This window comes from Marinobacter sp. RI1 (assembly GCF_041155085.1).
GTDB lineage: Bacteria > Pseudomonadota > Gammaproteobacteria > Pseudomonadales > Oleiphilaceae > Marinobacter > Marinobacter nauticus.
On the sequence record NZ_AP031605.1, the window covers coordinates 2073446 to 2098071 of the forward strand.

Genomic DNA, 24626 nt, shown 5'->3' on the forward strand with positions numbered 1-24626 from the left:
CTACCAGGCGGTAGCCGTAAAGTGACGGCAGGCCGGTCAGATCTGCATAACCTCCACCAGCACGGTTTTCACGATAAAGCCGACAACACCGGCGCCAAGCACGGTGAACAGGGCGATGGTGCCGAATTTGCCGGCCTGGGATTTCTTGGCCAGATCCCAAACAATGAAGCCCATCCAGGCAATAAGGCCGGTCAGAAACACCAGCATGGCGATCTGGGAAAATACTGCTTCGTTCATTGCTACTCCGATATCAACAGATGTCTGAAGGTGTTAAACACAGGTCGGAAAACCGCCTGACTACTGCTCGTCCCGCAGGAAAACCCAGTTGTTGTTATCGGATTGGTCTTCGCTGAAATAGTACCCCTCCAGGTTGAAGCCTTTGAGATCATCAGCCTGGGTAATTCGATTCTGGATGGCGTAACGGCACATCAGCCCCCGGGCTTTCTTGGCGTAGAAGCTGATCATCTTGTACTGGCCGTTTTTCCAGTCCTTGAACTGGGGGGTAACGAGGCGGGCGTCCAGGTGTTTTTTCTGCACGCTCTTGAAGTATTCGTTGGAGGCCAGATTCACCAGCACCTTGTCGTCGCTGGCCAGTAGCTGGTTCAGGGCATCGGTAATCTTGCTGCCCCAGAACGCGTACAGGTCTTTGCCCCGGGTATTTTCAAACCGGGTGCCCATTTCCAGTCGGTAGGGCTGCATCAGGTCCAGCGGTTTCAGCAGTCCGTAGAGGCCGGAGAGAATCCGCAGGTGTTTCTGGGCAAAACTGAAATCCTCACTACTGAAACTCTCGGCATCCAGACCGGTATAGACGTCGCCCTTGAACGCCAGAACGGCCTGCCGGGCATTATCCGGCGTAAACGGTGTGCGCCAGCTCTGGAAGCGCTCGGCGTTCAGTTGCCCGAGTTTGTCGCTGATGCTCATCAGGTTGCTGACCTGATGTGGTTCCAGCTCCTTGAGCTGGTCAATCAGTTCACAGGCATCGTCCAGGAAGTCCGGTTGGGTATGGGTTTCCGTTGCCAGGGGGCTCTCATAATCCAGAGTCTTGGCAGGGGAGATGATCATCAGCATGTCAGAGGATCCTCATTGCAGAAACGTGAGTAACTGGTCCCTGGTGAACGGCCAGTCCAGCTCAGCCCCGGTGTCGTTGCGGCGCAGCACCGGGATGCGGGTGCCGTAGCGCTCCACCAGGGCTTCGGACTGGGCAATGTCCACCACATCCACCGGAATGGGCTCGGGCATCGGGGTGCTGACCAGCAGCGCCTCTGCCAGTTCGCACAAATGGCACTGGGTTGTGGTGTAAAAAAGCAGTTCCATTATTTTTTCGGCTGCGCGTCAATTTGCTGGCCATGAACGCCTTTGCTGTCCCGGCCCATCAGATACAGGTAAACGGGCACGAGCTGCTCCGGGTCCGGGTTTTTCTTCGGATCTTCCGCCGGGTAGGCCAGCACCCGCATGCCTGTGCGAGTCGCGCCCGGGTTCAGGCTGTTTACCCGGATATTGTGGCGCTCGTCGTCCAGTTCGTCGGCGAGTAACTGGGCCAGGCCCTCAACGGCAAACTTGGAGACGGCGTAGGCGCCCCAGTATGCCCGTGCCTGCCGGCCAACGCCGGAAGAGGTAAAGATCATGGAGGCGTCATCGGATTTGCGCAGCAGCGGAATCATCGCCCGGCTCAGCAGGAATGGCGCAGTGGCATTCACGTGCATGACCTTGTTCCAGATTTCCGGATCGTACAGCTCAACCGGGCTTCGAGCACCCAGAATGCCGGCATTGTGCAGGAGGCCATCCAGGCGACCGAAATTGTCTTCCAGGGTCATGGCCAGCTCTTCATAATCCTTGACCGCCGCCCCTTCAAAGTTCATAGGCACGATGGCAGGTTTGGGGTGGCCAGCGGCTTCAATCTCGTCGTAGACTTCCTCCAGCCGCGAGACCGTGCGCCCAACCAGGATGACGGTGGCGCCATGGGCAGCATAGGCTTTGGCGGCAGCGCGTCCGATACCACTGCCGGCACCGGTTACCATGACAATGCGGTCTTTCAGAAGATCGGCGGGTGCCTGGTAATCTTGCATAACCTGTCTCCGTAAATCAGGCCGGACCGGGCCTTGGCCAGCCCGGTCGAAAATAATTGGGCGCTATTGTAACAGCTTTGTCAGGTCGCTGACGGTATCGGCGATGCGGTCGGCTTGCCACAGGTCAACGGTCTCCGGTTGCTCTATGTAGCCGTAACGCACCGCGATGGTGTGCATTCCAGCGTTCCGGCCCGCTTCAATGTCCCGTTCATGATCACCGACATAAACAGATTTTATCGGTTCCACCTGAATCTGACGGCAGGCCAGCAGCAGTGACTCCGGGTGCGGCTTGCGTTCAGCCACATGGTCCGGGCAAATCAGGGCGGCACAGCGTTGCGCCAGGCCCAGGGCTTCGATCAGGGGCACTGCGAAGCGTGCGGGCTTGTTGGTGACAATCCCCCAGGGAATGCCCCGGCTCTCAAGGCTGCTCAGCAACTCGTCCATGCCCGGGAACAGGCTGGTTTCAACGGCCACACCGGTTTCATAGAGATCGAGAAAGGCCGTGTGCTTTTCAGGATAACCCTCGTGTTCGGGCTCCAGCCCGAATCCCACCCGAATCATCGCCCGGGCGCCGTTGGAAACCGAGCGCCGGATCTGTTCTGCGGGCAGTGCCGGCATGCCGTGTTGCTGTCGGAGCTGGTTCAGGCAGCGGATGAAATCCGGGGCGGTGTCAATCAGGGTGCCGTCCAGGTCGAAGAGCACCGCCGCCGGTGTCTGCTCAGTCTTCACGGGTATCCCGGGCATGCATCAGGTAATTGACGTCTACATCCCGCCCAAGCTTGTACACCTTGGTGATAGGGTTGTAGGTCATGCCGGTGAGTTCGCGGACTTCCAGCCCGGCATGGCGAAGATGGTCGGACATCTCCGATGGACGGATAAACTTCTTCCACTCATGGGTGCCCTTGGGCAATAAGTTCAGAACGTATTCGGCACCGACAATGGCAAAGAGGAACGACTTGGGGTTGCGATTGATGGTCGACACGAACAGGTGGCCGCCGGGTTTCAGCATACTGGCGCAGGCTCGAATAACCGATGCCGGGTCGGGTACATGTTCGAGCATTTCCAGACAGGTAACCACGTCATACTGGCCGGCATGTTCAGGATCCCGCGCCAGTTCCTCAATGGTGGTCTGTCGATAGTCCACCTTCACGCCGGACTCCAGGCCATGGAGCTTGGCCACCGACAATGGCGCCTCGCCCATGTCGATACCGGTAACATGGGCGCCCCGAAGTGCCATGCCTTCGGACAGCAGACCGCCGCCGCAGCCAACGTCCAGAGCCCGTTTGCCGGCCAGCGAGACGCGCTCGTCGATGTAATTCAGTCGCAACGGGTTGATGTCGTGCAGGGGTTTGAATTCACTGGTCGGGTCCCACCAGCGGCTGGCGAGCGCCTCGAATTTCGCAATCTCGTTCTGGTCTACGTTCTGGTTGTTCATGTTCGGGGTTACTCCGGATAATCAGCTGAGAATCTGTTTGCGCCACTCGTTCACCCGCAGAACCAGATCTGGTACGTCTATGCGGGTTAGCCTGCCATCCTGTAATTGTGGTACGCCATGAATCCAGCTGTGGCTTACTGCCCGGCCGTGGTTGCTGTAGACCAGGTGCGAAGCGGGATCGTAGACAGGCTGCAGATAGGGGTCGCTCAAGTCGACGGCGATCAGATCTGCCAGTTTGCCCGCCACCAGGGAGCCGATGTCGTGGTCCCGCCCCAGGGCTCGGGCACCACTGAGGGTCGCCATCTCCAGCGCTTTGTGAGCCGACAGGGCTGCCGCATCGTCCGCCACAGCCTTGGCTACCATTGCGGCGGTTTTCAGTTCGCCGAACAGATCCAGATCGTTGTTGCTCGCGGCCCCATCGGTCCCGATGGTGACATTGATATCGTGATCCAGCAGTTTCTGCACCGGACAGAACCCGCTCGCCAGTTTCAGGTTGGACTCCGGGCAATGGACAACATGGGCGCCGGTCTTTTTCAGATGAGCCAGGTCGGATTCGTCGATCTGGGTCATGTGTACACACTGCGTATTGGTGCCGAGAACACCCAGGTCTGCCATACGCGCCAGTGGTCGCTGCCCGCTCGCTTTTACCGCTTCCGCTACTTCAAAGGCGGTTTCGTGCAAATGCAGTTGAATGGCGGCACCGGTTTGCTGCGCTAATTCCACGGCGGCACCCAGAGGACCGTCGGAAACGGTGTAAGGGGCGTGGGGCCCAATGGCAGGCATGATGTAGTCATCCCGCTGCCATTGTTCAATTAGGTCCGCACCTTTGCGCAGGTATTCTTCTGGCCCTGAACCCCATACCGTTGGCATATCCATCAGAGGAAAGCAGATCTGTGCACGCATGCCGGTGTCGTGGGCTGCCTGGGCAGTCACTTCCGGGAAGAAGTACATATCCGAAAACGTGGTGGTGCCGGTGCGGAGCATCTCTGCCATGGCCAGGCGCGTGCCGTCTGCCACGAACTGCTCGCTGACAAACTTGCCCTCTGCAGGCCAGATATGATCATTCAGCCAGGTCATCAATGGCAGGTCGTCAGCCAGGCCCCGGAACAGGGACATGGCGGTGTGGCCGTGCAGGTTGATCAGCCCGGGCAGGACAACATGCTGGTTCAGGTCGAGGGTTTCCCGGGTGCGATAATTCTGGTCTGCCTCAGCCTGCGGCACGATCGCCAGAATTCGGCTGCCTTGAAGGATCACGGCCTGGTGTTCAAGAACAACCCCGAAGGGTTCGACGGGAATCAGCCAGCGGGCGTTGATTCGGGTATCGGCTGCGGTGATGGTTTCTGCCGTCATTAACCTGCCTTGCGGGTTCGGGGCACCGGAGGCGCCTTGAAATTCAATGGGCAAGTATAACCAGCGCGGTCAGGCAGAACTACCCCGGTGGTGGCCGCTGTGCTGCGATTTTCCAGACATTCATCAAGCCTCTTCAAATCAGGGCAGTCAATCTGGTTTGATAGGGCTATACTCGCTGTTTTTCTTTGGTTCGGGAGTTGTTTATGGCAGGTCGATCTTCCAATCGTTCCATCGGGACGGTAGCAATGCGCTGGCACGGAGACAGGCTTGAATTGCTGGATCAGCGCCTGCTCCCGGCGGAAGAGCACTGGATTGTTGCGGATGGCGCGTCGGCGGTGGCCCAGTGCATAACGGATATGGTGGTGCGCGGGGCACCAGCCATTGGCATCAGTGCTGCGTACGGGGTGGCTCTGGCAGCCCGCCACGCAGGCGGAGGCGATTGGCAGGCCGAGATCAAACAGGCTATTCGAGTGTTGGCGAAATCCCGGCCTACGGCGGTGAACCTGTTCTGGGCGCTGGAGCGCATGGAAAAGGTGTTCCACGCCTGCCATTCTCTGGACGAAGCCACTGATCGGCTGGCGGCAGAGGCTGTTCGTCTGCATGAGGATGACCTGGCGGCCAACCTGGCCATGGCAGATTTTGCTCTGGAGGTGATGAATCCCGACAAGCCTGTCGCAGTGCTGACCCACTGTAACACCGGTGCACTTGCCACCGGAGGATACGGTACCGCGTTGGGGGTGATTCGCCGTTTGCACGAGGAAAAACTGTTGAAGAGGGTCTATGCCGACGAAACCCGGCCCTGGCTTCAGGGCAGCCGGTTAACCGCCTGGGAGCTGACCCGTGACCATATTCCCGTTACGCTAAATGCCGATGGCGCGGCAGCGGCCATTATGGCTTCCGGCAAGGTTAAATGGATTGTTGTGGGTGCCGACCGGATAACTGCCAACGGTGATGTGGCGAACAAGATTGGTACCTATAACCTGGCGGTCCTGGCTCGGCACCACAAGATCGGGTTTATGGTGGTGGCTCCCTCCAGCACCGTGGATATGTCGCTGGAGTCCGGCAAGGATATTCCGATCGAAGAGCGGGAGGGCACCGAGGTTCGTGAAATCCGCGGGATTCCCCTGGCGCCCGCCGGCGTTCAGGTCTTCAATCCGGTGTTCGACGTGACACCGGCCAGCCTGATTGATGCCATCGTGACCGAGAAGGGCGCAGTGCGTAACCCCAACATCACCGGAATGCGGGCGCTGTTTACCTGATATTCCGTTTTGCCCCGGAGCTGGTTGCCGGCTTGTCCGGCGCTGGCTCGGCGGTCTTCATGCCAGCTTTCAGTTCTGCCACTTCCTTTTCCTGCTGTTCTATAAAATGCAGCGACATTTCAAAGCTCTGGCGGGTAAATTCCAGCACTTTGCGGAAGCCTTCATCCGACAGGTTTCTGGCATCGTCGTGCCGGCGGAAGATGTTGATGAATTCCCGTTCCCGCTCAAACTGGAGCGGAATCCGGCCAATACCCCAATCGTTGAGTATCTGCCACACCTCGGGATTATAGTTGCGGGTGGTGCGCATGATAAACGGGATCGGATCGTTGCGGGCCACCAGGGCGGCGAGTCTCAGGATCAGCTCGAAGGAGAGGGTGGAGGTGCCATTTTCAATGGCTTCCAGCAAAGACTTGTCTTTGAGGTTCAGGGCTTCACTCATTTCCGAGAGCGTGAGGCCCGCAACTTCCCGTATGTCTTTCAGCGACTGGCCGGCTGTCAGCATGGCCCGCAACTGATCCTGAGAGTTAATCAGGGCCCGACCGACCCGCAGGGAGGTGTCGGTTGCCCGGGCGCCCAGGCGAAGTGCCGAACCCGTCAACCCGGCTATACGTTCCAGCATACCGTCTGGGGTTTTATCTTTCGGGCCAGAGGATTCCAGGCCCTCAGCTTCGTCCATGGAATACATGGCGTGCAGGGCGTCCAGTAGCATGTCCCGGAACACCCGGGCACGCTGTTGGGTACTCTGACCGCTTTCCCCGGACGGCTGCCCAGCCATGATTTATGGTGCCTCAGTCTTGGCCGCAAACTGGGTGGGCATCAGAATGGACGCCATACGTTGATCCAGCTCCAGCAGGTCGGCCATGATGTGCCCGCCTTCCTGGATGACGAAATCCAGTTCTTCGTCGGTGTTGTCCAGATCTGCCGCCTGTTGATCCTGCCAGTCTTCCAGAGCTTCCAGGTCTTCAAAAGGTTCTTCGCCCTTCAGTTCCCTGCGGGCATTGGCGATGGTCAGGCGGGTCTGCTCGATCTGGTTGTGCTGGTTCTTGCGCTCGTCCACGTTAAGGCTGACGTAATCCATCTGCCGCTGGCGGTTAAGGAACTCGATTTCCTTCTGCAGCAGCTTGAACTCCGGGTTGGTGGCGAACCGCTCTTCGTGGCGATTCCGCAGTTCGTCAATCACGCCGGTAAAGTCGAAATAGCGGGCATGGGGAACGGCCTCAATCTGGTCCCACGGCAGGGCGTGGTCCAGAGCGTCCTCACCAATTCGGGTTTTATCGATGCGCGACGGGATTTCGATGTCTGGAATCACCCCTTTGTGCTGGGTGGAACCGCCGGAAACCCGGTAAAACTTAGACTGGGTGATTTTCAATTGACCGTGGTTCAGTGGCCGAACGGCCTGAACCGTGCCTTTGCCAAAGGTTTGGGAGCCAACCACCAGGCCTCGACCATAATCCTGGATAGCGCCGGCGAAAATTTCAGAGGCGGAGGCGCTCATCCGGTTGACAAGCACCACCAGAGGGCCGTCGTAGACCACGGACGGATCCTCGTCTTCCAGTACCTGGACATCGTTGTTGGCGTTACGGATCTGGACCGTGGGGCCTTCGTCGATAAACAGACCAACCAGGTCGTTGGCTTCGTGCAGTGCGCCACCGCCGTTATTACGAAGATCCATGACCACGCCATCCACGCCGCCGGCCTTGAGTTCCTCAATCAGTTTACGCACATCGCGGGTGGTGCTTTTGTAATTCGGATCGCCAGCCTGCATGGCCTGGAAATCGGCGTAGAATGTGGGGATATTGATGACCCCGATACGATAGGTCTCGCCGTTTCGGTCCAGTTCAATCACGTCTTTGCTGGCGCTTTGCTCCTCCAGCTTCACCTCGTCGCGCTTGATGGCGATGGTGCGTGTGATGGTCTCGTCACTGGCGTTGGCCGGTATTACTTCCAGGGTTACGGTGGAATTACGGGGGCCGCGGATCAGATCCACCACCTCGTCCAGGCGCCAGCCGATCACGTTTACAGGCTTTTCCTCGCCCTGGGCAACCGAGACGATGCGGTCGGCAGGCTGCAGCTGACCCTGCTTGGAGGCCGGGCCACCGGGTACCAGGCGCACTACCTTGGTGTACTCGTTATCGGATTGCAGTACCGCGCCGATGCCCTCCAGCGAGAGACTCATGTTGATGTTGAAGTTCTCGGAGGTTCGGGGCGAAAAGTAGGACGTGTGAGGGTCCCACATACCGGTAAAGGCATTCATGTAAGCCTGGAATGCATCTTCGCTGCGGGCCTGGTACGCGCGTTTGAGTTGCCCTTCATAGCGGCGGCGCAGCGTCTCTTCGATCGCTTCATCGTCTGCGCCGTTCAGTCTCTGGGCCAGAACCGCGTTTTTAATACGCTTCGTCCAGAGCTCGTCCAGAGCGGCCTGGTTTGCCTCCCAGGGCGCCTCGGAACGGTCGACGCGAATCCTGTCATCGGCAGCGAAGTCCAGTTGCTCAATACCGTTGTCAATGAGCCCCAGGGCGAACTTCAGGCGTTCGATAACCCGCTGTTGAACCAGGTTGTAAATATCAAAGCCCGGCTGGAGTTGGCCGGTTTTGAGCGCTGACCCCAGGTGTTTCTTGACCCGGGAGAGGGCATCAATGTCTTCCTGGGTCAGGTAGATTCTCTGGCTGTCCAGGTAATTCAGGTAGGCATCGAAAACATCGCCGGACAGTTCGTCGCTGATGCCGAGATTGCGGAAATGCGTGAACTGCAGCTGCCGGGCAATCAGAATATTGGCGCGGGCCTGGTCAATCGTGGGCGCAACCGGCTCATACCTGGCGGAGTCGTCAATCTTTGCGTAGGCGCCGGAGACAAGGATGCCCAGGGCCAGAGCCGTGACCGCGCCTGCTTTCCGGGTGAGGGAAGTCAGGGAAGGGCGCTGCATGGAATTTTCCGCAATGGTCATAAATGCATACCTGAAGCTGCTGGGAATCGCCACCAATGACAATGGGGGTGAATACCCGTGACTGTTCAATTTATTGTAGGCAACCGCTACACCTGTTGCCATAGGCCAGGGGTATAGCTTCGTGACAATATGTCCATATACGTTTCAGCCTGAGGCTAACTATGGGGGCGTGTGACCGGAAGTAAACTGTCGGCAGTGTGAGGGTAGAGGTGGCCGGAGGGTTTGGGCCCTCCGGCCGGCAGGGTCAGCTAAAGTTTTCGTTGCGTTCGGCTTTTTGAAGCAGCAGGGATGGCGGCGTGAATCGCTCTCCGTACTGGTCTGCCAGCTGCTGCGCCCGCTCCGCAAAGGCCCGAACGCCATACTGGTTGACGAACTGGATGGCACCGCCGGTCCAGGGCGCGTAGCCAATACCGAAGATGCTGCCAATGTTGGCGTCTTCCACGGTTCTCAGCACACCCTCCTCAAGACAGCGGATGGTCTCGATGGCCTGCATGAACAGGATGCGATCTTTCAGATCCTGCAGCTTCACACGGCGTGCCTTGTCCTGGTCCACGAACAGGTTTTCCAGTTCCGGCCACAGGTATTTTTTGCCCTTTTCCGGATACTCGTAGAAACCGGCACCGGCGGCTTTACCCTTGCGTCCGTGGGTATCCACCATGGCATCGATGACGGCTTCGGCCGGATGCGGCTGCCAGGTGCCGCCGGCGGCTTCCGTGTCTTTCTTGCTTTGGGCTCGGATGTGCTGCATCAGGGTCATGCTGACTTCGTCAGAGATGGCCAGCGGCCCTACCGGCATGCCGGCCAGCAGTCCGGCATTCTCGATACTTGAGGGGTGAATGCCCTCGGCCAGCATGCTGATACCTTCGTTCACGAAGGTGCCAAATACCCGAGAGGTAAAGAAGCCGCGGCTGTCGTTCACCACAATGGGAATCTTGCCTATCTGCTGCACGTAATCGAACGCCCGGGCCAGGGTGTCATCGGAGGTTTTCTCGCCGACGATGATTTCCACCAGTTGCATCTTGTCCACCGGGGAGAAGAAGTGCAGGCCGATAAAGTTGTCCGGCTTGGCCGAGGCCTGGGCCAACTGGGTGATGGGGATAGTGGAGGTGTTGGAGGCAAAAATGCCGTTAGCGACCATTTTCGGCTCGGATTCCTGGGTAACCTTTGCCTTCAGATCGCTGTCTTCAAAGACTGCCTCGATGATCAGGTCGCAACCTTCCAGGTCGTCGGCAGAGGCGGTGGCGTTGATGCGGGCCAACACTTCGTCTTTCTGGGCTTCGGTCATGCGGCCGCGACTGACTTTCTTCGCCAGGAGATTTTCGGAATAGCTTTTGCCTTTCTCGGCGTTTTCAACCGAGACATCCTTCAGCACCACCTCAATGCCGCGGCTGGCAGTGGAGTAGGCGATACCAGCGCCCATCATGCCTGCACCCAGTACCCCGACTTTCTTGAAGCTTTCCTTTTCTACGCCATCCGGGCGACTGCCGCCGGCCTTGATGGCGTTGAGCTGGAACCAGAAGGTGCCCGTCATGTTCTTGGCCACCTGGCCGGTGGCCAGCTCGGCAAAGTAACGGGTTTCAATCAGGCTGCCATTGTCGAAATCCACCTGGGCGCCTTCCACCGCTGCTGCCAGAATCCGTTCCGGTGCCGGATAGCAGCCTTTGGTCTTCTGTTTGAGCATGGCCGGTGCAATAGCCAGTTTCTGGGCCATGGCCGGATGATGCGGAGCTCCGCCGGGGAAGCGGAAGCCTTTCTGATCCCAGGGTTGCTGGCACTTGGTATTGGCTTCGATGAAGGCCTGGGCCTTGGCGATCATGTCTTCCGGTGAGTTGGCGAGCTCATCCACGATACCGGCCTTCAGAGCGGCTTTTGGATTTACCTTCTTACCCTCCATCAGGAACGGGAAGGCGGCTTCCAGGCCAATCATCCGGGGCAGTCGCTGGGTGCCGCCACCGCCGGGCAGCAGGCCCAGGGTGACTTCCGGCAAGCCCAGTTGGGTCCGGTCATCATCAATGGCAACGCGATGATGGCAGGCCAGGGCGAGTTCCAGGCCACCACCCAGAGCGGTGCCGTTGATAGCCGCCACCACAGGTTTGCCACAGGTTTCCAGCACCCGCATGTCGGCTTTCAGGCCGTTGACCATGTCTTCAAACTCTTTGGCCTGTTCGCGGGTCACTGTGTATAGCTCATTCAGGTCGCCGCCGGCAAAGAAGCTTTTCTTGGCGGAGGCAATGATAATGCCTTTGACATTATCCAGGTCGCTTTTGACCTTATTGACGGCTTCGGTCAGTGCAGTTCGAAACTCGCCATTCATGGTGTTGGCGGACTGGCCCGGCATGTCGATGGTCAGGGTCAGAATCTGGTCTGAACCCAGGTCGTATTTGATGGCACTCATGGTCGGTTCCTTTTATATGAAAGTGGCGTTCAGACGCGCTCGATGATGGTGGCAATGCCCATGCCGCCGCCCACGCACAACGTGGCCAGGCCGTAGCGCAGTTCACGGCGTTCCAGTTCATCCAGCAGGGTGCCGAGGATGATGGCGCCGGTGGCACCCAGTGGGTGGCCCATGGCGATAGCGCCGCCGTTTACATTCACTTTCTCGTCCGGAACGGACAACTCTTTCTGGAAACGCATCACCACTGACGCGAAGGCTTCGTTCACTTCAAACAGGTCGATCTGGTCCACCGTCATACCGGCTTTCTCCAGTGCCTTGCGGGCAGCCGGGGCAGGGCCGGTGAGCATAATGGTGGGGTCTGTGCTGGTAACCGCAGTGGCAACGATGCGGGCGCGTGGCTTGAGGCCGAGCTCCTTGCCCTTGGCTTCGCTGCCAATCAGCATGGCGGTGGCACCGTCGACAATGCCGGAAGAGTTGCCGGCGTGGTGCACGTGGTTGATCTTCTCCACGTAGTGGTATTTTTCCCGGGCGACGCCGTCAAAGCCCATCTCGCCCATCATCTGGAACGAGGGCTTGAGGCCTGCCAGGGATTCCACGGTAGTGTTGCCGCGCACGTGCTCGTCCCGGTCCAGTATGACCACGCCGTTCTGATCAGTAACCGGCACGATGGATTTGGCGAAATAACCCTTTTCCCAGGCGTTGGCGGCTTTTTGCTGGGACTTCACGGCAAAGCCATCGACATCTTCACGAGTGAAGCCTTCCAGAGTAGCGATCAGGTCGGCGCCGATACCTTGAGGCATGAAACCTGTATGCAGGTTGGTTTCCGGGTCGGTCGCCCAGGCACCTCCATCGGAACCCATGGGTACGCGCGACATTGCCTCTACACCACCGGCAACCACCATGTCTTCCCACCCGGAGCGCACTTTCATGGCGGCCAGGTTCACGGCTTCCAGGCCGGAGGCGCAGAAGCGGTTCAGGGTTACGCCGGCGACTTTCTCATCCCAATCAGCGGCCAGTGCCGCCGTCTTGGCGATATCCGCGCCCTGGTCACCCACGGCGGTGACGCAGCCCATGACGACATCATCTACCTGCGAAGTGTCGAGCTGGTTCCGCTCTTCCAGAGCCTTGAGCACGGTAGTGAGCAGCGTGATCGGCTTAACGCTGTGCAGTGAGCCATCTTTCTTGCCGCGGCCGCGGGGGGTGCGAACGGCATCGAAAATGTACGCCTCGGTGGTCATATCTGTTCCTCTGATTGTTATCCGGGCTTGTTTTCAAAGAGTGATAACCATAGCGGTTCAGTGTAGTCCCCGGTAATGACAGCCGCTGCCAATCCCATTGGCGAAATTGCTCAGGGACAATGACACAAACGCTTGTGACTTCTATCTTGAATAAAGATTGATCCTATAAAGCAGGCAGGTGTAACCATGTCTCTGAGAGATGCTATCGATAATTTCTACGAAAGGCTGGTGCTGGATGCGATCGATGCGACCCGGGAGGAGTCAGACACAGCGGATTATCTGACCGACGTGATGTGTGTGGCTCTGAATCGTTTGCCGGCCAGGTACTATCGGCACACCATCGATATGATGTTCTACCTTGCCGATGAGGAATTAAAGGAGATGAAAGAAAAATCCCTGGCTGCGGTCAGGCAAGCCAGGGATTTTGTAAGGCAGCATCAGAGAGAATGATGCTTTAGTGCTGCAGGCGGCTTTCCAAAGCCTGAACCAGTCGACCAGCATGTTCTGCGCTCTGGTCGTTCATCTCCGGGTGCAGGCACCAGAGTGCGATCAGCCTTTCCAGTTCCTGCTCAGGTGTGGTTTGATCCCCACCACCCAGACCTTCGGCCAGACGCTGAACCTGGATTTCCATACGCCGTCCCTGGTCTGAGTCCGGAGTCTCCTGGCCGGCAACGATCTCCGCCCTGATCACCAGGTCTCTACCTGTAAGAGAGGTCGCGCCGTTAACCAGATTCTGCCAGTTTGAAGGAACCTGTTCCGGGGCAAGGGCGCCACTCACACGCTCTTTGATCAGAGTCTTCCAGTTATCCAGTCTGGCTTTCAGCTTTTTGCGCTGCCCCAGCTCTGTCAGATGCTGACGAAGGTCTTGTACTTCGCCCCTAACCGGTCGTGAGAGCGGCATATCGGCTAACGGCTTGAGCTCGGTCTTGGCTTCATGGATCAACGCATCGTCAGCCTCTGTTCCGAGATCGCGGTATTTGGCAACCACTGCGCGAGCGTCGGCGTCAGCCTTCTCGGTCGCTTGTTGCTGTGCAGACCGCTGGGCATCGCGTCGCTCGAAGATCTGGTCGCAGGCTTGGCGGAACGCCTGCCAGAGCTTGCGATCTTCGCGGTGGCGGGTGATACCGATACGCTTCCATTCCGATTGCAGGGCTTTGGCCTGATCCATGGCCTCCTGAAGAGGTTCATGGTCAATCAACGCCTGAGCCCGCTCGACAATCGCCTGTTTGGCGGCCTCGTTTTTCTGTCGCTCCTCGTCCAGGGGCCGCTCCAGGTTCTTCAGCAGGTCGTCAAACCGCTTCTGTACCTGGCGGTTATCCCGGAAGTCTACCGGCCAGGCCGCTTTCCATTCCTGACGGGCGGTCTGATGAATCCGTTCGGCACCTTTCCAGTCAATACTGGTCCAGTCTGCCTGCGCGAGGAAGCGTTCAAGTTCCTCACAGATGGCTTCCCGTTTCTGCAGGTTGGCCTGTTTGAGATCGGCTTTTGCCTCGAAGTAGGCTTTGCAGGGCTCATAGGCCTGATCGGACGCCGCTTTGAAACGATTCCAGAGGGTTCGGTCGGACGAGCCGCCGAGCTCTCGCCATTCGTTCTGCAGTTCTTTGATTCGCTCTGCCTTGGCCTCCGGCTCCATCGGTTGTTCCGCCAGATATTCCATCTGTTCGCAAAGAGAGACCTGCTTGGGCTCGGTGGCGAATCCCTGCCAATCGCTCAGTTCCCGGAACTGGCCGGCAAGTAACTGCATCTTCGCCTGGACGTTCTTGCGGTGGCGATCATCAAGCGCCTGAAACTGGTTCTGGGCTGTTTTCAGGAGCTGGCGGGATTCACGGAACTGTTTTGCTTCCAGGGCGGCTTCCAGTTTGGGCAGTGTGGTATTGAGAGCGGCCGCATTTGCTTGCTGCTGTTCCCGGGTTCCGTCTGACGTGGGCTGGGCGCGCGGCTTGCCGGCCAGGGCCCGCAGTTCTGCAAGGGCCTGGGGTAGCGGGAAATCCTGCGGCCAGGCTACTTCCTGAAGCAGTGCTTTTGCGACAGCCTGAGGGCTGTCGGTATCGTTGCTTTCCAGCTCACCGATTTGTGGTCGTGCCAGATTCAGGCGCCGCACCGCACCAAGGTAGTTGCGCAGAGCCAGCATGGCCTGTTCGTATTGCTTCTGCTCCTGTTTGTCCACCTGGGTGTCCCGCGTGGCTTCCAGCCATCGGTTTTCCTGGGTTTTCTGCAACGCATCGAGGGCAGATTCCGAGGGAAGTCCAGAGGGCGCTGCGGCTTTAAGCTGGTTCAGGGTTTGCTTCAGCAGTTCCAGTGTTTCCTGACGTTGCTGCTTCTGATCGAGGTGCCGCTGCTCTTCCTGTCGCGTCTCATCCAGTTGCTTCTGGCGTTCACGAATCTGGTGGACCGCTTGCAGGAATTGTTGGGTCTGCTCGGCGCTGGCCTTGTTTTCAACGCTTTGCCACTGGTCCTGGAGAGCGTTCAGTCGGGCCTCGTAGAGCTTGGTGTCTTCGCTTCTGGCCTGCTCCTGTGCCTGGCTGACCAGTTCAGTGATGCGATGCTGGATGGCCGCTTCGCTGGCCTGTTGTTCCTTCAGGGTTTGAAGTGACTGTTTGACAGTCTGGTAAACACTTTTATCGCGGCCTTTTGCCTGTTTCAGCACCGCCTGTAGGTGCTCTTCCTGGTTAATCTGGCTCGCTGCCTGTAATCGAATGGCGGAGGTCACACCTTCTATTGCCAGAGCCGCGAGTTCCGATTGTTCAGGGCTGGCGTCAAGCTGGCGTTCCTGCTGCTGGCGCAACTGCTGTCGGTTGTCTTCTTCGGTTGGCTGGTTGCTTTGCTGTTTTTCGGATGCCTTGTCGCTTACGGATGAGAGGGTTTTGCGGTTCTTGAACAATTTCTGAATGAATGCAGCCATAAACGGTATCCTTGGGATTGCAACCAGTTTGCGGTGGCGGCAGAGTATCTCCGCCTTCCGGCCCGATCAGGTGTCTGTTTCGGGTAGTGTGTTTGCGGGGGTGCCCCGGGACGCTAAGTCTATCGTTTTGCAAGTCATCGCGGAAAGGGCCTGTATGGCAAAAGATCAAAAACATGACGATCCGGAATACCAGGCTCGTTCGGTAGCGCTGCGCCTGCTGGCCCGCCGGGAGCACAGCCGGTATGAACTGGCGCTCAAGCTGCGGCAGCGCAGGATTCCACCGGATGTTTTTGACCCGGTGCTGGATGAGTATGAGTGTGAAGGCTGGTTGGATGACGACCGGTTCGCGGAGATCTATACCCGCCAACGCATCGAGGCGGGTTACGGGCCGCTGCGAATACTGGCCGAACTGCAGCAGCGTGGAGTGAATCAGACTCCGGCGTGTCTGTCGTCCGTCGCAGAAGAGGAGTGGTGCCGGAGAGCGGTCCGGGCCCGTGATAAACGGTTCGGACTGGCTGATGTGCAGGGGGATCTGCCTGAAAAGCTCCGCCAGGCCCGATTTCTGGCCCGGCGTGGATTTTCATCATCTCAATCCGAGCATGCCTTGAGCGCGGGACCGGATGATGACTGATTCAGAGTGTCGGCGGTATCAACCGTAGTTCCGGAGGCAGATCAGCGCGAAGATCCGGCTGAGACTCGCTGGCCGGGGCATCGGAGCCAGCTTCGTTGTCGCCAAGCCAGGCCAGTTGATCTTCAAGCCCGGGCGCTGAAGGTGCGTCCGGTTCGGTAATCCGGACCAGAACGTCGTAATACCGTCGGATATTCTGCACGTAAACCACCGGTTCGTGCCCGCGTGCGTACCCGAACCGGGTTTTGGTGTACCACTCTTTCTGTGCCAGCAGCGGCAGAAATTCCTTCACATCCATCCATCGGTCCGGGTCTTTTCCGGCGGATTCAGCCAGGCGTCGGGCATCTTCAAGATGTCCAAAGCCGACGTTGTAGGACGCAAGCGCAAACCAGGTGCGATCCGGCTCCGGAATTCGTTCCGGGATGCGCCCGTGCACCATCCGGAAATAGCGGGCCCCGCCCTCAATACTTTCCTCGGCATCCAGTCGGTTATTAATGCCGATATAATTGGCGGTGGTGCGGGTGAGCATCATCAGACCGCGTACTCCGGTGGGGGAGACGGCGTTGGGGCGCCAGTGGGATTCCTGGTATCCGATGGCGGCCAGCAGGCGCCAGTCCATGCCGGATTCCTCGGCATAATCCTGGAACAGTGACTGATAGCGGGGCAGGCGGTTCTCAACATGGTGCATGAAGGTTCGGGCGCCGACGTAATTCAGTCTGTCCAGGTGGCCGTAGAACCGTTCCGCGAGCTGGGCCATGGTGCCGTTGTTGTTCATCCTTTCCATGAAGGCTTCGGCGGCCTGCACCAGGGTATCGTCCTGAGCGGTTGGAAACAGCCAGACAAGATCAGTGGGCTCGTTCAGTGCGAACGCTTCGTAAACCTTTGGGAAGAAGACGTGGTTCAGATCCAGCTCATTGGACGCCACCGCCGCATAGCCGAATTCCCCGCTTTCCACCCGGGCCAGAAGACCGGCAGCATCCAGCCCCGGGTGTTTCTGAATGATGGGGCCAGCCTCGTTCCCGGGATCAGCAACAAGGTGCTCATGGTTGCTGTCGGCCAGCATATGGATGGTTTCGGAGGCGAGATCTTCCAGTGATTCCGGTGCAGGAACTTCTTTGTTATAGACGATAACCGATTGCGCGGCGACACCTATGGGCACCGAGCGGTACTGCTCGCCAAAGTCGGGCCGTTGTGTCAGGCCGGCCAGACCGATGTGCGCGTAGTTTCTGGACAGGACAGAGAGGATTTCAGAATTATCGTCGGCGACCCGAACCCGCAGTTCAACCCCGAGTTCGTCGGCAAACAGTCTGGCCAGCTCGTAATCGTAGCCGGTGTCCTGTTCCCGATCCTGGTAATAGATAGAAGGCGCAACCCGGGTGATGACGTGCAAAACGCCTTCTTCCCGGATTTCCTGCAGCGTTGTGGGCTGCGAGCAGCCTGTGGCAAGGAGAACTGCCAATACAATGCTCAACTGCGCACTACTGCGTCGGAAAGTGCTGATAAATCGTGACAAATCCCTGCTCTCCGCTACACGCTCAATGGTCAGGATGGTCCGGGAGGTGCTCCCATGCTCCTGCTTTTTGATGCTTCTTGCTTTCCATGCATAGTCTCAATGATCACTGCTGAGGGCGAAATGGTCAATTGGTCTGGTTAATAACTGTGCAAAAGAATGTCAATTTTACACCGCGGAAAGAGGCCAGCTTCCGCTGTAACCTGAAGTCGGTTTCAAGTATCATTGCGGCCTTTCAGACGTCCCCCGATTCGCGCGATACAGGTTGATATCATGCTTGAACTTCGCGGCGCGCCAGCGCTCTCGCCTTTTCGTTCCCGCAAACTGCATTCCCGTATACAGGAAATGGTGCCGGGTGTAGAACATGTGTATGCCGAGTTCATGCACTTTGTGGATCTTGATGCCGACCTTTCCGATTCGGAACAGGCCATCCTGGATCGCCTGCTTACCTATGGTCCCAGTGTCCAGGTTGAGCAGCCGGATGGGATTTTATTCCTGGTGGTTCCGAGGCCGGGCACGTTATCGCCATGGTCCAGCAAGGCGACGGATATCGCCCGTAATTGTGGCCTCCGGCAGATTCGCCGAATTGAGCGCGGCATTGCCTACTATGTAAAGGCCAGCAAGAAACTTGGCCTGGAGCAGCGCGAGCAGATCGCAGCACTTCTCCACGATCGTATGACTCAGAAAGTGTTCCACGAGATGGGCGGCGCAGAACTTCTGTTCAGCCACGAAGAGCCTCGCTCTCTGGGACGGGTACCGGTGTTGTCTGGTGGCCGGGATGCCCTGGTGGAAGCAAATGGCCGGTTGGGCCTGGCGCTGGCGGACGATGAGATTGATTACCTGGTCAAATCCTTTGTCGGCCTGGAGCGGGATCCGACGGATGTTGAGCTGATGATGTTTGCTCAGGCCAACTCTGAGCACTGCCGCCACAAGATTTTCAACGCGTCCTGGGATATCGATGGGGAAGGCCAGGAAAAGTCCCTGTTCGCGATGATTCGCAATACCTTCGAGATGAACAGCGAGGGCGTGCTGTCGGCCTACAAGGACAACGCCGCGGTGATCGCCGGCAGCGAAGCCGGTCGCTTCTTCCCGAATCCGGACACGGGTGTCTACGGCTATAACCGGGAGCCGGTGCATATCCTGATGAAGGTGGAAACCCACAACCACCCGACTGCGATTGCCCCCTTTTCCGGCGCGGCCACAGGCTCTGGTGGCGAAATCCGGGATGAAGGCGCGACCGGTCGTGGTTCCAAGCCGAAAGCCGGTCTCACCGGTTTCACCGTTTCCAACCTGAATATTCCCGGCGACGAGCAACCCTGGGAAATCGGTTATGGCAAGCCGGACCGGATTGCCTCTCCCCTGGATATCATGATTGAAGGCCCCATTGGTGGGGCGGCCTTTAACAACGAATTCGGCCGTCCTAACCTGGCCGGTTACTTCCGGACCTTTGAAGAGAAGGTGCCTGGCGCCGCCGGTGAAGAGGTCCGTGGGTATCATAAGCCGATCATGATTGCCGGTGGTCTGGGCAACATTCGCGAGCAGGACGTAGAGAAGGGCAATATTCCGGTCGGCGCCAAGCTTATCGTGCTGGGTGGTCCGTCCATGCTGATTGGCCTTGGCGGGGGCGCAGCCTCTTCCATGGACTCCGGTTCCAGTAATGAGAATCTGGATTTCGCTTCGGTACAGCGCGACAACCCTGAAATGGAACGGCGTTGCCAGGAAGTTATCGACCGTTGCTGGCAGATGGGCGACAAAAACCCGATCTGCTTCATTCACGATGTCGGGGCCGGCGGCTTGTCCAATGCCATGCCGGAGCTGGTCAAGGACGGTGGCCGTGGCGGCAAATTTGAGCTTAGGGATATTCCCAGTGACGAACCGGGTATGTCGCCCCTGGAGATCTGGTGTAACGAGTCTCAGGAACGTTACGTTATGGCGGTTGCGCCTGAAAACCTGGATCTTTTCGATGCTCTGTGTCGTCGCGAGCGCTGCCCGTATGCGGTGATTGGTGAGGCGACCGAAGAGCATCATCTGGAGCTGGGCGATTCCTACTTCAACGACAAGCCCGTGGATCTGCCGATGGAGGTGCTTTTCGGCAAGCCTCCGCGCATGCATCGCAGTGTCAGCCGTTCCTCCTTTACCAAGCCGATTTTCGATTCCACGAAAATCGATCTTCACGATGCCGTTCGGCGGATTCTGCGTCTGCCCTCGGTTGGTTCCAAGAGTTTCCTGATTACCATCGGTGACCGGACTATCACCGGGCTGGTGGCCCGGGATCAGATGGTGGGCCCCTGGCAGGTTCCTGTCAGTGATGTGGCGGTAACCGCAGCATCTTTTGATGTGCGCACCGGTGAAGCCATGGCGATGGGTGAGCGCACACCGCTTGCAGTGATTGATGCGCCGGCGTCTGGCCGAATGGCTGTGGGCGAAACCATCACCAACCTCGCGGCGGCGCCGATCGCAAAGCTGTCGGATATCCGGCTTTCCGCCAACTGGATGGCTGCTGCAGGTCATCCGGGCGAGGACGAGAACCTTTACGAGACCGTTCGCGCTGTGGGTATGGAGTTGTGCCCGGCGCTGGGTATTACCATTCCAGTGGGCAAGGACTCCATGTCCATGAAAACCGCCTGGGAAGAAGATAATGGCGAGCAGAAGAGCGTCACTGCGCCGCTGTCGCTGATCGTCAGCGGTTTTGCTCCGGTGACCGACGTTGCCCGCACCCAGACACCTCAGCTGCGCACGGATGCCGGTGAAACGGATCTTATTCTTGTTGACTTGGCCGCTGGTCAGAACCGTCTTGGCGGATCTGCGCTGGCGCAGGTTTATCGTCAGGTGGGTGCTGTGGCGCCGGATCTGGACGACCCCGAGGATATCAAGGCATTTTTCGCGGTTATTCAGGGCCTCAACGCCGATGGCAAGTTGCTGGCCTATCATGACCGTTCCGATGGTGGTCTGTTCGTCACCCTTGCGGAAATGAGCTTTGCTGGCAGAACCGGTGTCGATATCAAGCTGGATGGCCTCGCGGAAGACGAATCCCAATTTGCCCGCGAACTCTTCAATGAGGAACTGGGTGCGGTTATCCAGGTGCGCCGTGAAGACACTGATTTCGTTCTCCAGCAATTCTCCGGTGCCGGGCTGGGAGATCACACCAGTGTCATTGGTACTCTGAATGACAAGGATCGGGTTCGGTTGTTGTTTGCCGGAGAGCCGGTTCTGGATGAGGCGCGCACAGATCTGCAGCGCCTCTGGGCAGAAACCAGCTACCGCATTCAGTCTCTTCGCGACAATGCCGACTGTGCCCGGGAAGAATTCGAGAACCTGCTCGATGCCGAGGATCCGGGGCTGAGTGCTGATCTGACCTTTGATCTGAATGAAGACGTCGCGGCACCATTTATCAATACCGGCAGACGGCCGAAAGTGGCGGTGTTGCGGGAGCAGGGCGTAAACGGGCAGGTTGAGATGGCGGCAGCCTTCGACCGAGCAGGCTTTGAAGCGACGGACGTTCACATGAGTGACCTGCTATCCGGTCGCATCAGCCTGGAGAAGTTCCAGAGTCTGGTGGCTTGTGGCGGTTTCTCCTACGGTGATGTGCTGGGTGCTGGTGAAGGCTGGGCCAAGTCCATCCTGTTCAACGACCGGGTGCGTGATCAGTTTGCTGCGTTCTTTAATCGCCAGGATACCCTTGCCCTTGGTGTCTGCAATGGTTGCCAGATGCTATCCAATCTGCACGAGCTGATTCCGGGCAGTGAGGGCTGGCCCCGCTTTGTTCGAAACCAGTCAGAACAGTTCGAAGCGCGCTTGGTGATGGTTGAGGTTACTTCCTCACCATCCGCCTTCCTGGATGGCATGACTGGCTCCCGTATGCCGATCGCGGTTGCCCACGGTGAGGGGAGGGTTGAGTTCGCTTCCGGCACGTCAGCCAAGGCGCTGTCGGATAACGAATTGGTTGCTCTCCGATATGTCGACAACCGTGGCCGGGAAACGACCCGTTACCCCTATAACCCCAACGGTTCAGAGTCTGGTATTACCGGTATTACCACACGGGATGGTCGCGTGACCATCATGATGCCCCATCCAGAGCGGGTGTTCCGGGCCGTTCAGCACTCCTGGCGCCCGGATACCTGGCAAGAAGATGGTCCCTGGTTGCGCATGTTCCGCAACGCCAGAAAGTGGTTTGGTTGATTCGCTGAATCGCAGCTGAAAAGAGAAGTGAAAAGCCAGCCTCCGGTCTCTGTTTCCAAGAGAGTCGAGGCTGGCTTTTTTTATTGTAGGTTGGTTAAGCCGGTACCTTTGATGTCAACCCCAAATTCAACCCCTGATGCCCTAAAATAGTCTGTAGATTTGCTGTCTCGGGGCTTGACTAGACAACTTTATGCACATTTCCGGTGCCGTCCTGGCCGTTCTGTGAGCAAACATTGAGAACTAAGTTCAGTTTTTGTGCGAAACCTTTAACCTTCTGATATTAAAGGAAATAAAATCATGGGTGAAAATGTCGGCAATTTAAGAGAAGTCCAGTATTCATGGGGCTTTGGGGACGATTCCCAAAAACTTTCCCCAGAGTTATCCACAGAATCTGTGAGTAAGTTTGAATTCTCTAATACTGGGTGATATTTGATCAGTCAGGGAGGTGTCCGTGTATAAATTTTGCTACTTCGTACCTGAGAGTCATCTGGAACAAACCAAGCAGGCACTGTTCGATGTTGGTGCCGGAAAAATTGGAGAATACGACAGTTGTGCCTGGCAATGTGAAGGCCAGGGGCAGTTCCGGCCGCTGGCGGGAAGCGATCCGTTTCTGGGGCAGCAGGGGCAATTAGAAACGGTGCGGGAATATAAGGTGGAGTTAGTGTGCGACGACAGCCTCATAAGAGATGCGCTAGCCGCATTGAAGCAAGCACATCCTTATGAAGAGCCGGCTTATGAGATCTTTCGGCTGGTTGATCTTTGACGGCCGGTCAGGCTTTTTTTCCCATTGGGTGGCGGATATCACTGACGTGAACGCCAAACCGCTCTGTCTCCATATCGATAAGAAAAAGCTCAAGGGTTTTGCGTACGGTTGGAAACGATATCTCGTCCCATGGGATCTCGCCCGGGGAGAAAAGGCGGGACTCCAGGGATTCTTCTCCGGCGCCGAATTGCCCGTCTTTAAGGCTGGCGCGATAGAACATGTGAACCTGGTTGATATGCGGCACATCGATGATGGAGTAAAGGCCTTCGATGCTGACGTCGGCAAGAGCCTCTTCCAGCGTTTCCCTCGCTGCAGCCTCAATGGTTGTCTCGGCATTTTCCATGAAACCGGCGGGAAGGGTCCAATAGCCGTAACGGGGCTCGATCGCGCGCCGGCATAAAAGTATCTGGCCTTCCCAGACCGGAACTGTACCCGCCACAATCCTCGGGTTCTGGTAATGTATGGTCTCGCAGCTGACACATACGTAGCGGTGCCTGTTGTCACCCTCCGGAATGCGTTGTTCGACCGGATGGCCGCATGTGCTGCAATACTTCATTAGTTTCCCCGTATACTGAGTGTCTGTTGATGATCAGTTTAACGATCCCGGCTGTCTGTGTCTCATGCAAAATCGGGATGCCACTGGAGTAGCGAGTGCGAGACCTATTAACTGAAAAATTATCCAATTATGCCCCTCGACAGCTGGCACTGGATTATCCGGAAGCCGGTATTCTGGTGCCGGTAACGGATGATGAAAATAATCCGGAAATGATTTTCACCCTGAGGTCTGCCAACCTGAAAACCCATCGTGGCCAGGTGTCTTATCCGGGCGGCAAGCGGGATCCCGAAGATTCGTCGCTTGCGGCCACTGCGTTGAGAGAGACCCATGAAGAAATCGGGTTGCCTCCCGACCAGGTGGACGTCATCGCACCATTAAGCCAGGTCATGTCACGCTACGGCATTCTTGTAACACCCTACGTAGGGGTTGTTCCAGGCGATCATCCGGTGGTGCCCAATCCCTATGAAATAGAAAGCGTGTTCCGGGTACCGCTTTCCTTCTTTCTGGAAGACAGGAGGGAGCGCACCGATGCCCTCAGTTTTCTGAACCACACCTTTTATGTGCCCTGTTATCGCTGGGAGCGTTACCAGATCTGGGGGCTGTCCGCGGTTGTTCTGGTCGACTTTATGAACGCCGTGTACGATGCCGGAATCGATCTGCTCGAACCCCCTCAAGGAGGCTGATATGTATTACGAGCTCGAAGACAAGCGCCCCCAGGTAGTTGGCGATGGTCAGTTTGTTGCTGAAAACGCCGTTATCATCGGCAATGTCCGGTTGCTGGAGAAAAGTAGCGTCTGGTTTAACGTGGTTATTCGGGGCGACAACGAGTGCATCACGGTTGGTCCTGAATCCAACGTTCAGGATGGATCGGTGTTGCACACCGATCCGGGGCTGCCTTTGACCATCGGCCGGGGTGTTACTGTCGGTCATAAGGTGATGCTGCACGGATGTGATATCGGCGATTATTCACTGATTGGCATAAATGCGGTGGTGCTTAATGGGGCAAAGATCGGCAAACATTGCCTGATTGGCGCCAATACGCTGATTCCTGAAGGTATGGAAGTACCGGATGGTTCGATGGTTGTGGGCTCTCCTGGCAAGATCAAGCGTGAACTGAACGACAATCAGAAGAAGATGTTGGAAATGAGCGCGGCGCATTATGTTCAGAATGCCACGCGTTACCTGGAGAAACTTAAAGCGTGTGATCCGGAGCAGAAATGAACAGGGCTGATCGGGTGCGCTCACCCTGCGTAAGCGTGTGCGCCTTAGACGAGAACGATGTTTGCATAGGGTGCCATCGTACCAGTGACGAGATTCTTCACTGGACTCGCATGACAGACGATGAACGCCGAGAAGTTTTGAAACTGGTGGCAATACGTGAACAAAAGGTAGCTCTATAAG

At 57.5% G+C, this 24626-nt stretch carries 22 protein-coding genes; 8 read left to right on the forward strand and 14 right to left on the reverse strand.

Annotated elements, in window-relative coordinates:
- Positions 1-36: 36 nt before the first annotated feature.
- The 7 genes from ACAM27_RS09270 to ACAM27_RS09300 all read right to left on the reverse strand — a co-directional run bounded on the left by ACAM27_RS09270 (position 37) and on the right by ACAM27_RS09300 (position 4851).
- Entirely contained in the window at positions 37-237 is a 201-nt protein-coding gene (locus ACAM27_RS09270) for a DUF2788 domain-containing protein (RefSeq protein WP_011785959.1), read from the reverse strand.
- Between the two features lie 60 nt (positions 238-297).
- A complete protein-coding gene (gene yaaA, locus ACAM27_RS09275; protein ID WP_022992895.1) occupies positions 298-1068 on the reverse strand; it encodes a peroxide stress protein YaaA in 771 nt (256 codons plus the stop codon).
- Positions 1069-1080: 12 nt separating this feature from the next.
- Positions 1081-1314, reverse strand: a complete 234-nt coding sequence (locus ACAM27_RS09280) for a glutaredoxin family protein (protein WP_011785957.1) — start codon at positions 1312-1314, stop codon at positions 1081-1083.
- On the reverse strand, positions 1314-2066 hold the full coding sequence (locus tag ACAM27_RS09285) for a YciK family oxidoreductase (protein WP_369611832.1): 753 nt from the start codon (positions 2064-2066) through the stop codon (positions 1314-1316). Before ACAM27_RS09285 ends, ACAM27_RS09280 begins: the two co-directional genes overlap by 1 nt.
- A 63-nt stretch (positions 2067-2129) precedes the next feature.
- Positions 2130-2795, reverse strand: a complete 666-nt coding sequence (gene gph, locus ACAM27_RS09290; RefSeq protein ID WP_014421958.1) for a phosphoglycolate phosphatase — start codon at positions 2793-2795, stop codon at positions 2130-2132.
- Positions 2785-3501 carry a bifunctional 2-polyprenyl-6-hydroxyphenol methylase/3-demethylubiquinol 3-O-methyltransferase UbiG gene (gene ubiG, locus ACAM27_RS09295; protein WP_014421957.1) on the reverse strand — a complete coding sequence of 239 codons (717 nt, stop codon included), beginning with the start codon at positions 3499-3501 and terminating at the stop codon, positions 2785-2787. The genes gph and ubiG overlap by 11 nt, the downstream gene beginning before the upstream one ends.
- A gap of 21 nt (positions 3502-3522) precedes the next feature.
- Entirely contained in the window at positions 3523-4851 is a 1329-nt protein-coding gene (locus tag ACAM27_RS09300; RefSeq protein WP_369611833.1) for a TRZ/ATZ family hydrolase, read from the reverse strand.
- Positions 4852-5054: 203 nt separating this feature from the next.
- Here ACAM27_RS09300 and mtnA point away from each other — a divergent pair, with 203 nt between their 5' ends.
- Positions 5055-6110, forward strand: a complete 1056-nt coding sequence (mtnA, locus tag ACAM27_RS09305) for an S-methyl-5-thioribose-1-phosphate isomerase (RefSeq protein ID WP_121208654.1) — start codon at positions 5055-5057, stop codon at positions 6108-6110.
- Here the strand turns inward: mtnA and ACAM27_RS09310 are convergent.
- From ACAM27_RS09310 to ACAM27_RS09325, 4 genes are all read right to left on the reverse strand, one after another.
- Positions 6103-6885 carry a helix-turn-helix transcriptional regulator gene (locus ACAM27_RS09310; protein ID WP_014421954.1) on the reverse strand — a complete coding sequence of 261 codons (783 nt, stop codon included), beginning with the start codon at positions 6883-6885 and terminating at the stop codon, positions 6103-6105. The two genes, mtnA and ACAM27_RS09310, sit on opposite strands and share 8 nt — an antisense overlap.
- 3 nt (positions 6886-6888) lie before the next feature.
- Complete coding sequence (locus ACAM27_RS09315; protein ID WP_369611834.1) at positions 6889-9054, reverse strand: carboxy terminal-processing peptidase; 2166 nt, start codon at positions 9052-9054, stop codon at positions 6889-6891.
- 244 nt (positions 9055-9298) lie between these two features.
- Positions 9299-11449 (reverse strand): 3-hydroxyacyl-CoA dehydrogenase NAD-binding domain-containing protein, encoded by a 2151-nt coding sequence (locus ACAM27_RS09320; RefSeq protein WP_369611835.1) that lies wholly within the window; start codon positions 11447-11449, stop codon positions 9299-9301.
- A gap of 29 nt (positions 11450-11478) precedes the next feature.
- Positions 11479-12687: an acetyl-CoA C-acetyltransferase gene (locus ACAM27_RS09325; protein WP_369611836.1), complete on the reverse strand. Its 1209-nt coding sequence runs from the start codon at positions 12685-12687 to the stop codon at positions 11479-11481.
- A 186-nt stretch (positions 12688-12873) separates the two neighbouring features.
- Here ACAM27_RS09325 and ACAM27_RS09330 point away from each other — a divergent pair, with 186 nt between their 5' ends.
- Complete coding sequence (locus ACAM27_RS09330) at positions 12874-13137, forward strand: late competence development ComFB family protein (RefSeq protein WP_014421950.1); 264 nt, start codon at positions 12874-12876, stop codon at positions 13135-13137.
- A 4-nt stretch (positions 13138-13141) separates the two neighbouring features.
- Here the strand turns inward: ACAM27_RS09330 and ACAM27_RS09335 are convergent, their stop codons facing one another.
- Positions 13142-15589 carry a DUF349 domain-containing protein gene (locus ACAM27_RS09335; protein WP_369611837.1) on the reverse strand — a complete coding sequence of 816 codons (2448 nt, stop codon included), beginning with the start codon at positions 15587-15589 and terminating at the stop codon, positions 13142-13144.
- A gap of 154 nt (positions 15590-15743) precedes the next feature.
- On the opposite strand from ACAM27_RS09335, the gene ACAM27_RS09340 reads away from it, so the two are divergent.
- Entirely contained in the window at positions 15744-16220 is a 477-nt protein-coding gene (locus ACAM27_RS09340; protein WP_014421948.1) for a regulatory protein RecX, read from the forward strand.
- 1 nt (position 16221) lies between these two features.
- On the opposite strand, the gene mltF is transcribed toward ACAM27_RS09340, so the two are convergent.
- Positions 16222-17730 (reverse strand): membrane-bound lytic murein transglycosylase MltF, encoded by a 1509-nt coding sequence (gene mltF, locus ACAM27_RS09345; protein WP_031210107.1) that lies wholly within the window; start codon positions 17728-17730, stop codon positions 16222-16224.
- 270 nt (positions 17731-18000) lie between these two features.
- Between mltF and purL the strand changes: the two genes are divergently transcribed.
- The gene (purL, locus tag ACAM27_RS09350; protein ID WP_369611838.1) at positions 18001-21906 is read left to right on the forward strand and encodes a phosphoribosylformylglycinamidine synthase; all 3906 of its coding nucleotides are present in this window, start codon (positions 18001-18003) and stop codon (positions 21904-21906) included.
- Positions 21907-22357: 451 nt separating this feature from the next.
- A complete protein-coding gene (locus tag ACAM27_RS09355) occupies positions 22358-22669 on the forward strand; it encodes a YqfO family protein (RefSeq protein ID WP_011785942.1) in 312 nt (103 codons plus the stop codon).
- Between the two features lie 7 nt (positions 22670-22676).
- On the opposite strand, the gene ACAM27_RS09360 is transcribed toward ACAM27_RS09355, so the two are convergent.
- On the reverse strand, positions 22677-23225 hold the full coding sequence (locus tag ACAM27_RS09360) for an NUDIX hydrolase (protein WP_113880554.1): 549 nt from the start codon (positions 23223-23225) through the stop codon (positions 22677-22679).
- A 95-nt stretch (positions 23226-23320) separates the two neighbouring features.
- Here ACAM27_RS09360 and ACAM27_RS09365 point away from each other — a divergent pair, with 95 nt between their 5' ends.
- The 3 genes from ACAM27_RS09365 to ACAM27_RS09375 are packed head-to-tail and all read left to right on the forward strand — an operon-like array spanning position 23321 to position 24625.
- Entirely contained in the window at positions 23321-23908 is a 588-nt protein-coding gene (locus tag ACAM27_RS09365) for a CoA pyrophosphatase (RefSeq protein WP_022992909.1), read from the forward strand.
- A 1-nt stretch (position 23909) separates the two neighbouring features.
- Positions 23910-24446 (forward strand): gamma carbonic anhydrase family protein, encoded by a 537-nt coding sequence (locus tag ACAM27_RS09370; RefSeq protein WP_023008827.1) that lies wholly within the window; start codon positions 23910-23912, stop codon positions 24444-24446.
- Complete coding sequence (locus tag ACAM27_RS09375; RefSeq protein WP_011785938.1) at positions 24443-24625, forward strand: DUF1289 domain-containing protein; 183 nt, start codon at positions 24443-24445, stop codon at positions 24623-24625. Before ACAM27_RS09370 ends, ACAM27_RS09375 begins: the two co-directional genes overlap by 4 nt.
- Position 24626: the final 1 nt, after the last annotated feature.

Coding starts and splice junctions, on each gene's coding strand:
- yaaA (WP_022992895.1), bottom strand. CDS start 1,068: ATGCTGATGATCATCTCCCCTGCCAAGACTCTGGATTATGAGAGCCCC.
- ACAM27_RS09320 (WP_369611835.1), bottom strand. CDS start 11,449: ATGAGTGCCATCAAATACGACCTGGGTTCAGACCAGATTCTGACCCTG.
- ACAM27_RS09310 (WP_014421954.1), bottom strand. CDS start 6,885: ATGGCTGGGCAGCCGTCCGGGGAAAGCGGTCAGAGTACCCAACAGCGT.
- ubiG (WP_014421957.1), bottom strand. CDS start 3,501: ATGAACAACCAGAACGTAGACCAGAACGAGATTGCGAAATTCGAGGCG.
- mtnA (WP_121208654.1), top strand. CDS start 5,055: ATGGCAGGTCGATCTTCCAATCGTTCCATCGGGACGGTAGCAATGCGC.
- ACAM27_RS09335 (WP_369611837.1), bottom strand. CDS start 15,589: ATGGCTGCATTCATTCAGAAATTGTTCAAGAACCGCAAAACCCTCTCA.
- ACAM27_RS09325 (WP_369611836.1), bottom strand. CDS start 12,687: ATGACCACCGAGGCGTACATTTTCGATGCCGTTCGCACCCCCCGCGGC.
- purL (WP_369611838.1), top strand. CDS start 18,001: ATGCTTGAACTTCGCGGCGCGCCAGCGCTCTCGCCTTTTCGTTCCCGC.
- ACAM27_RS09375 (WP_011785938.1), top strand. CDS start 24,443: ATGAACAGGGCTGATCGGGTGCGCTCACCCTGCGTAAGCGTGTGCGCC.
- ACAM27_RS09340 (WP_014421948.1), top strand. CDS start 15,744: ATGGCAAAAGATCAAAAACATGACGATCCGGAATACCAGGCTCGTTCG.
- ACAM27_RS09360 (WP_113880554.1), bottom strand. CDS start 23,225: ATGAAGTATTGCAGCACATGCGGCCATCCGGTCGAACAACGCATTCCG.
- ACAM27_RS09330 (WP_014421950.1), top strand. CDS start 12,874: ATGTCTCTGAGAGATGCTATCGATAATTTCTACGAAAGGCTGGTGCTG.
- ACAM27_RS09280 (WP_011785957.1), bottom strand. CDS start 1,314: ATGGAACTGCTTTTTTACACCACAACCCAGTGCCATTTGTGCGAACTG.
- ACAM27_RS09270 (WP_011785959.1), bottom strand. CDS start 237: ATGAACGAAGCAGTATTTTCCCAGATCGCCATGCTGGTGTTTCTGACC.
- ACAM27_RS09285 (WP_369611832.1), bottom strand. CDS start 2,066: ATGCAAGATTACCAGGCACCCGCCGATCTTCTGAAAGACCGCATTGTC.
- ACAM27_RS09370 (WP_023008827.1), top strand. CDS start 23,910: ATGTATTACGAGCTCGAAGACAAGCGCCCCCAGGTAGTTGGCGATGGT.
- ACAM27_RS09315 (WP_369611834.1), bottom strand. CDS start 9,054: ATGACCATTGCGGAAAATTCCATGCAGCGCCCTTCCCTGACTTCCCTC.
- ACAM27_RS09300 (WP_369611833.1), bottom strand. CDS start 4,851: ATGACGGCAGAAACCATCACCGCAGCCGATACCCGAATCAACGCCCGC.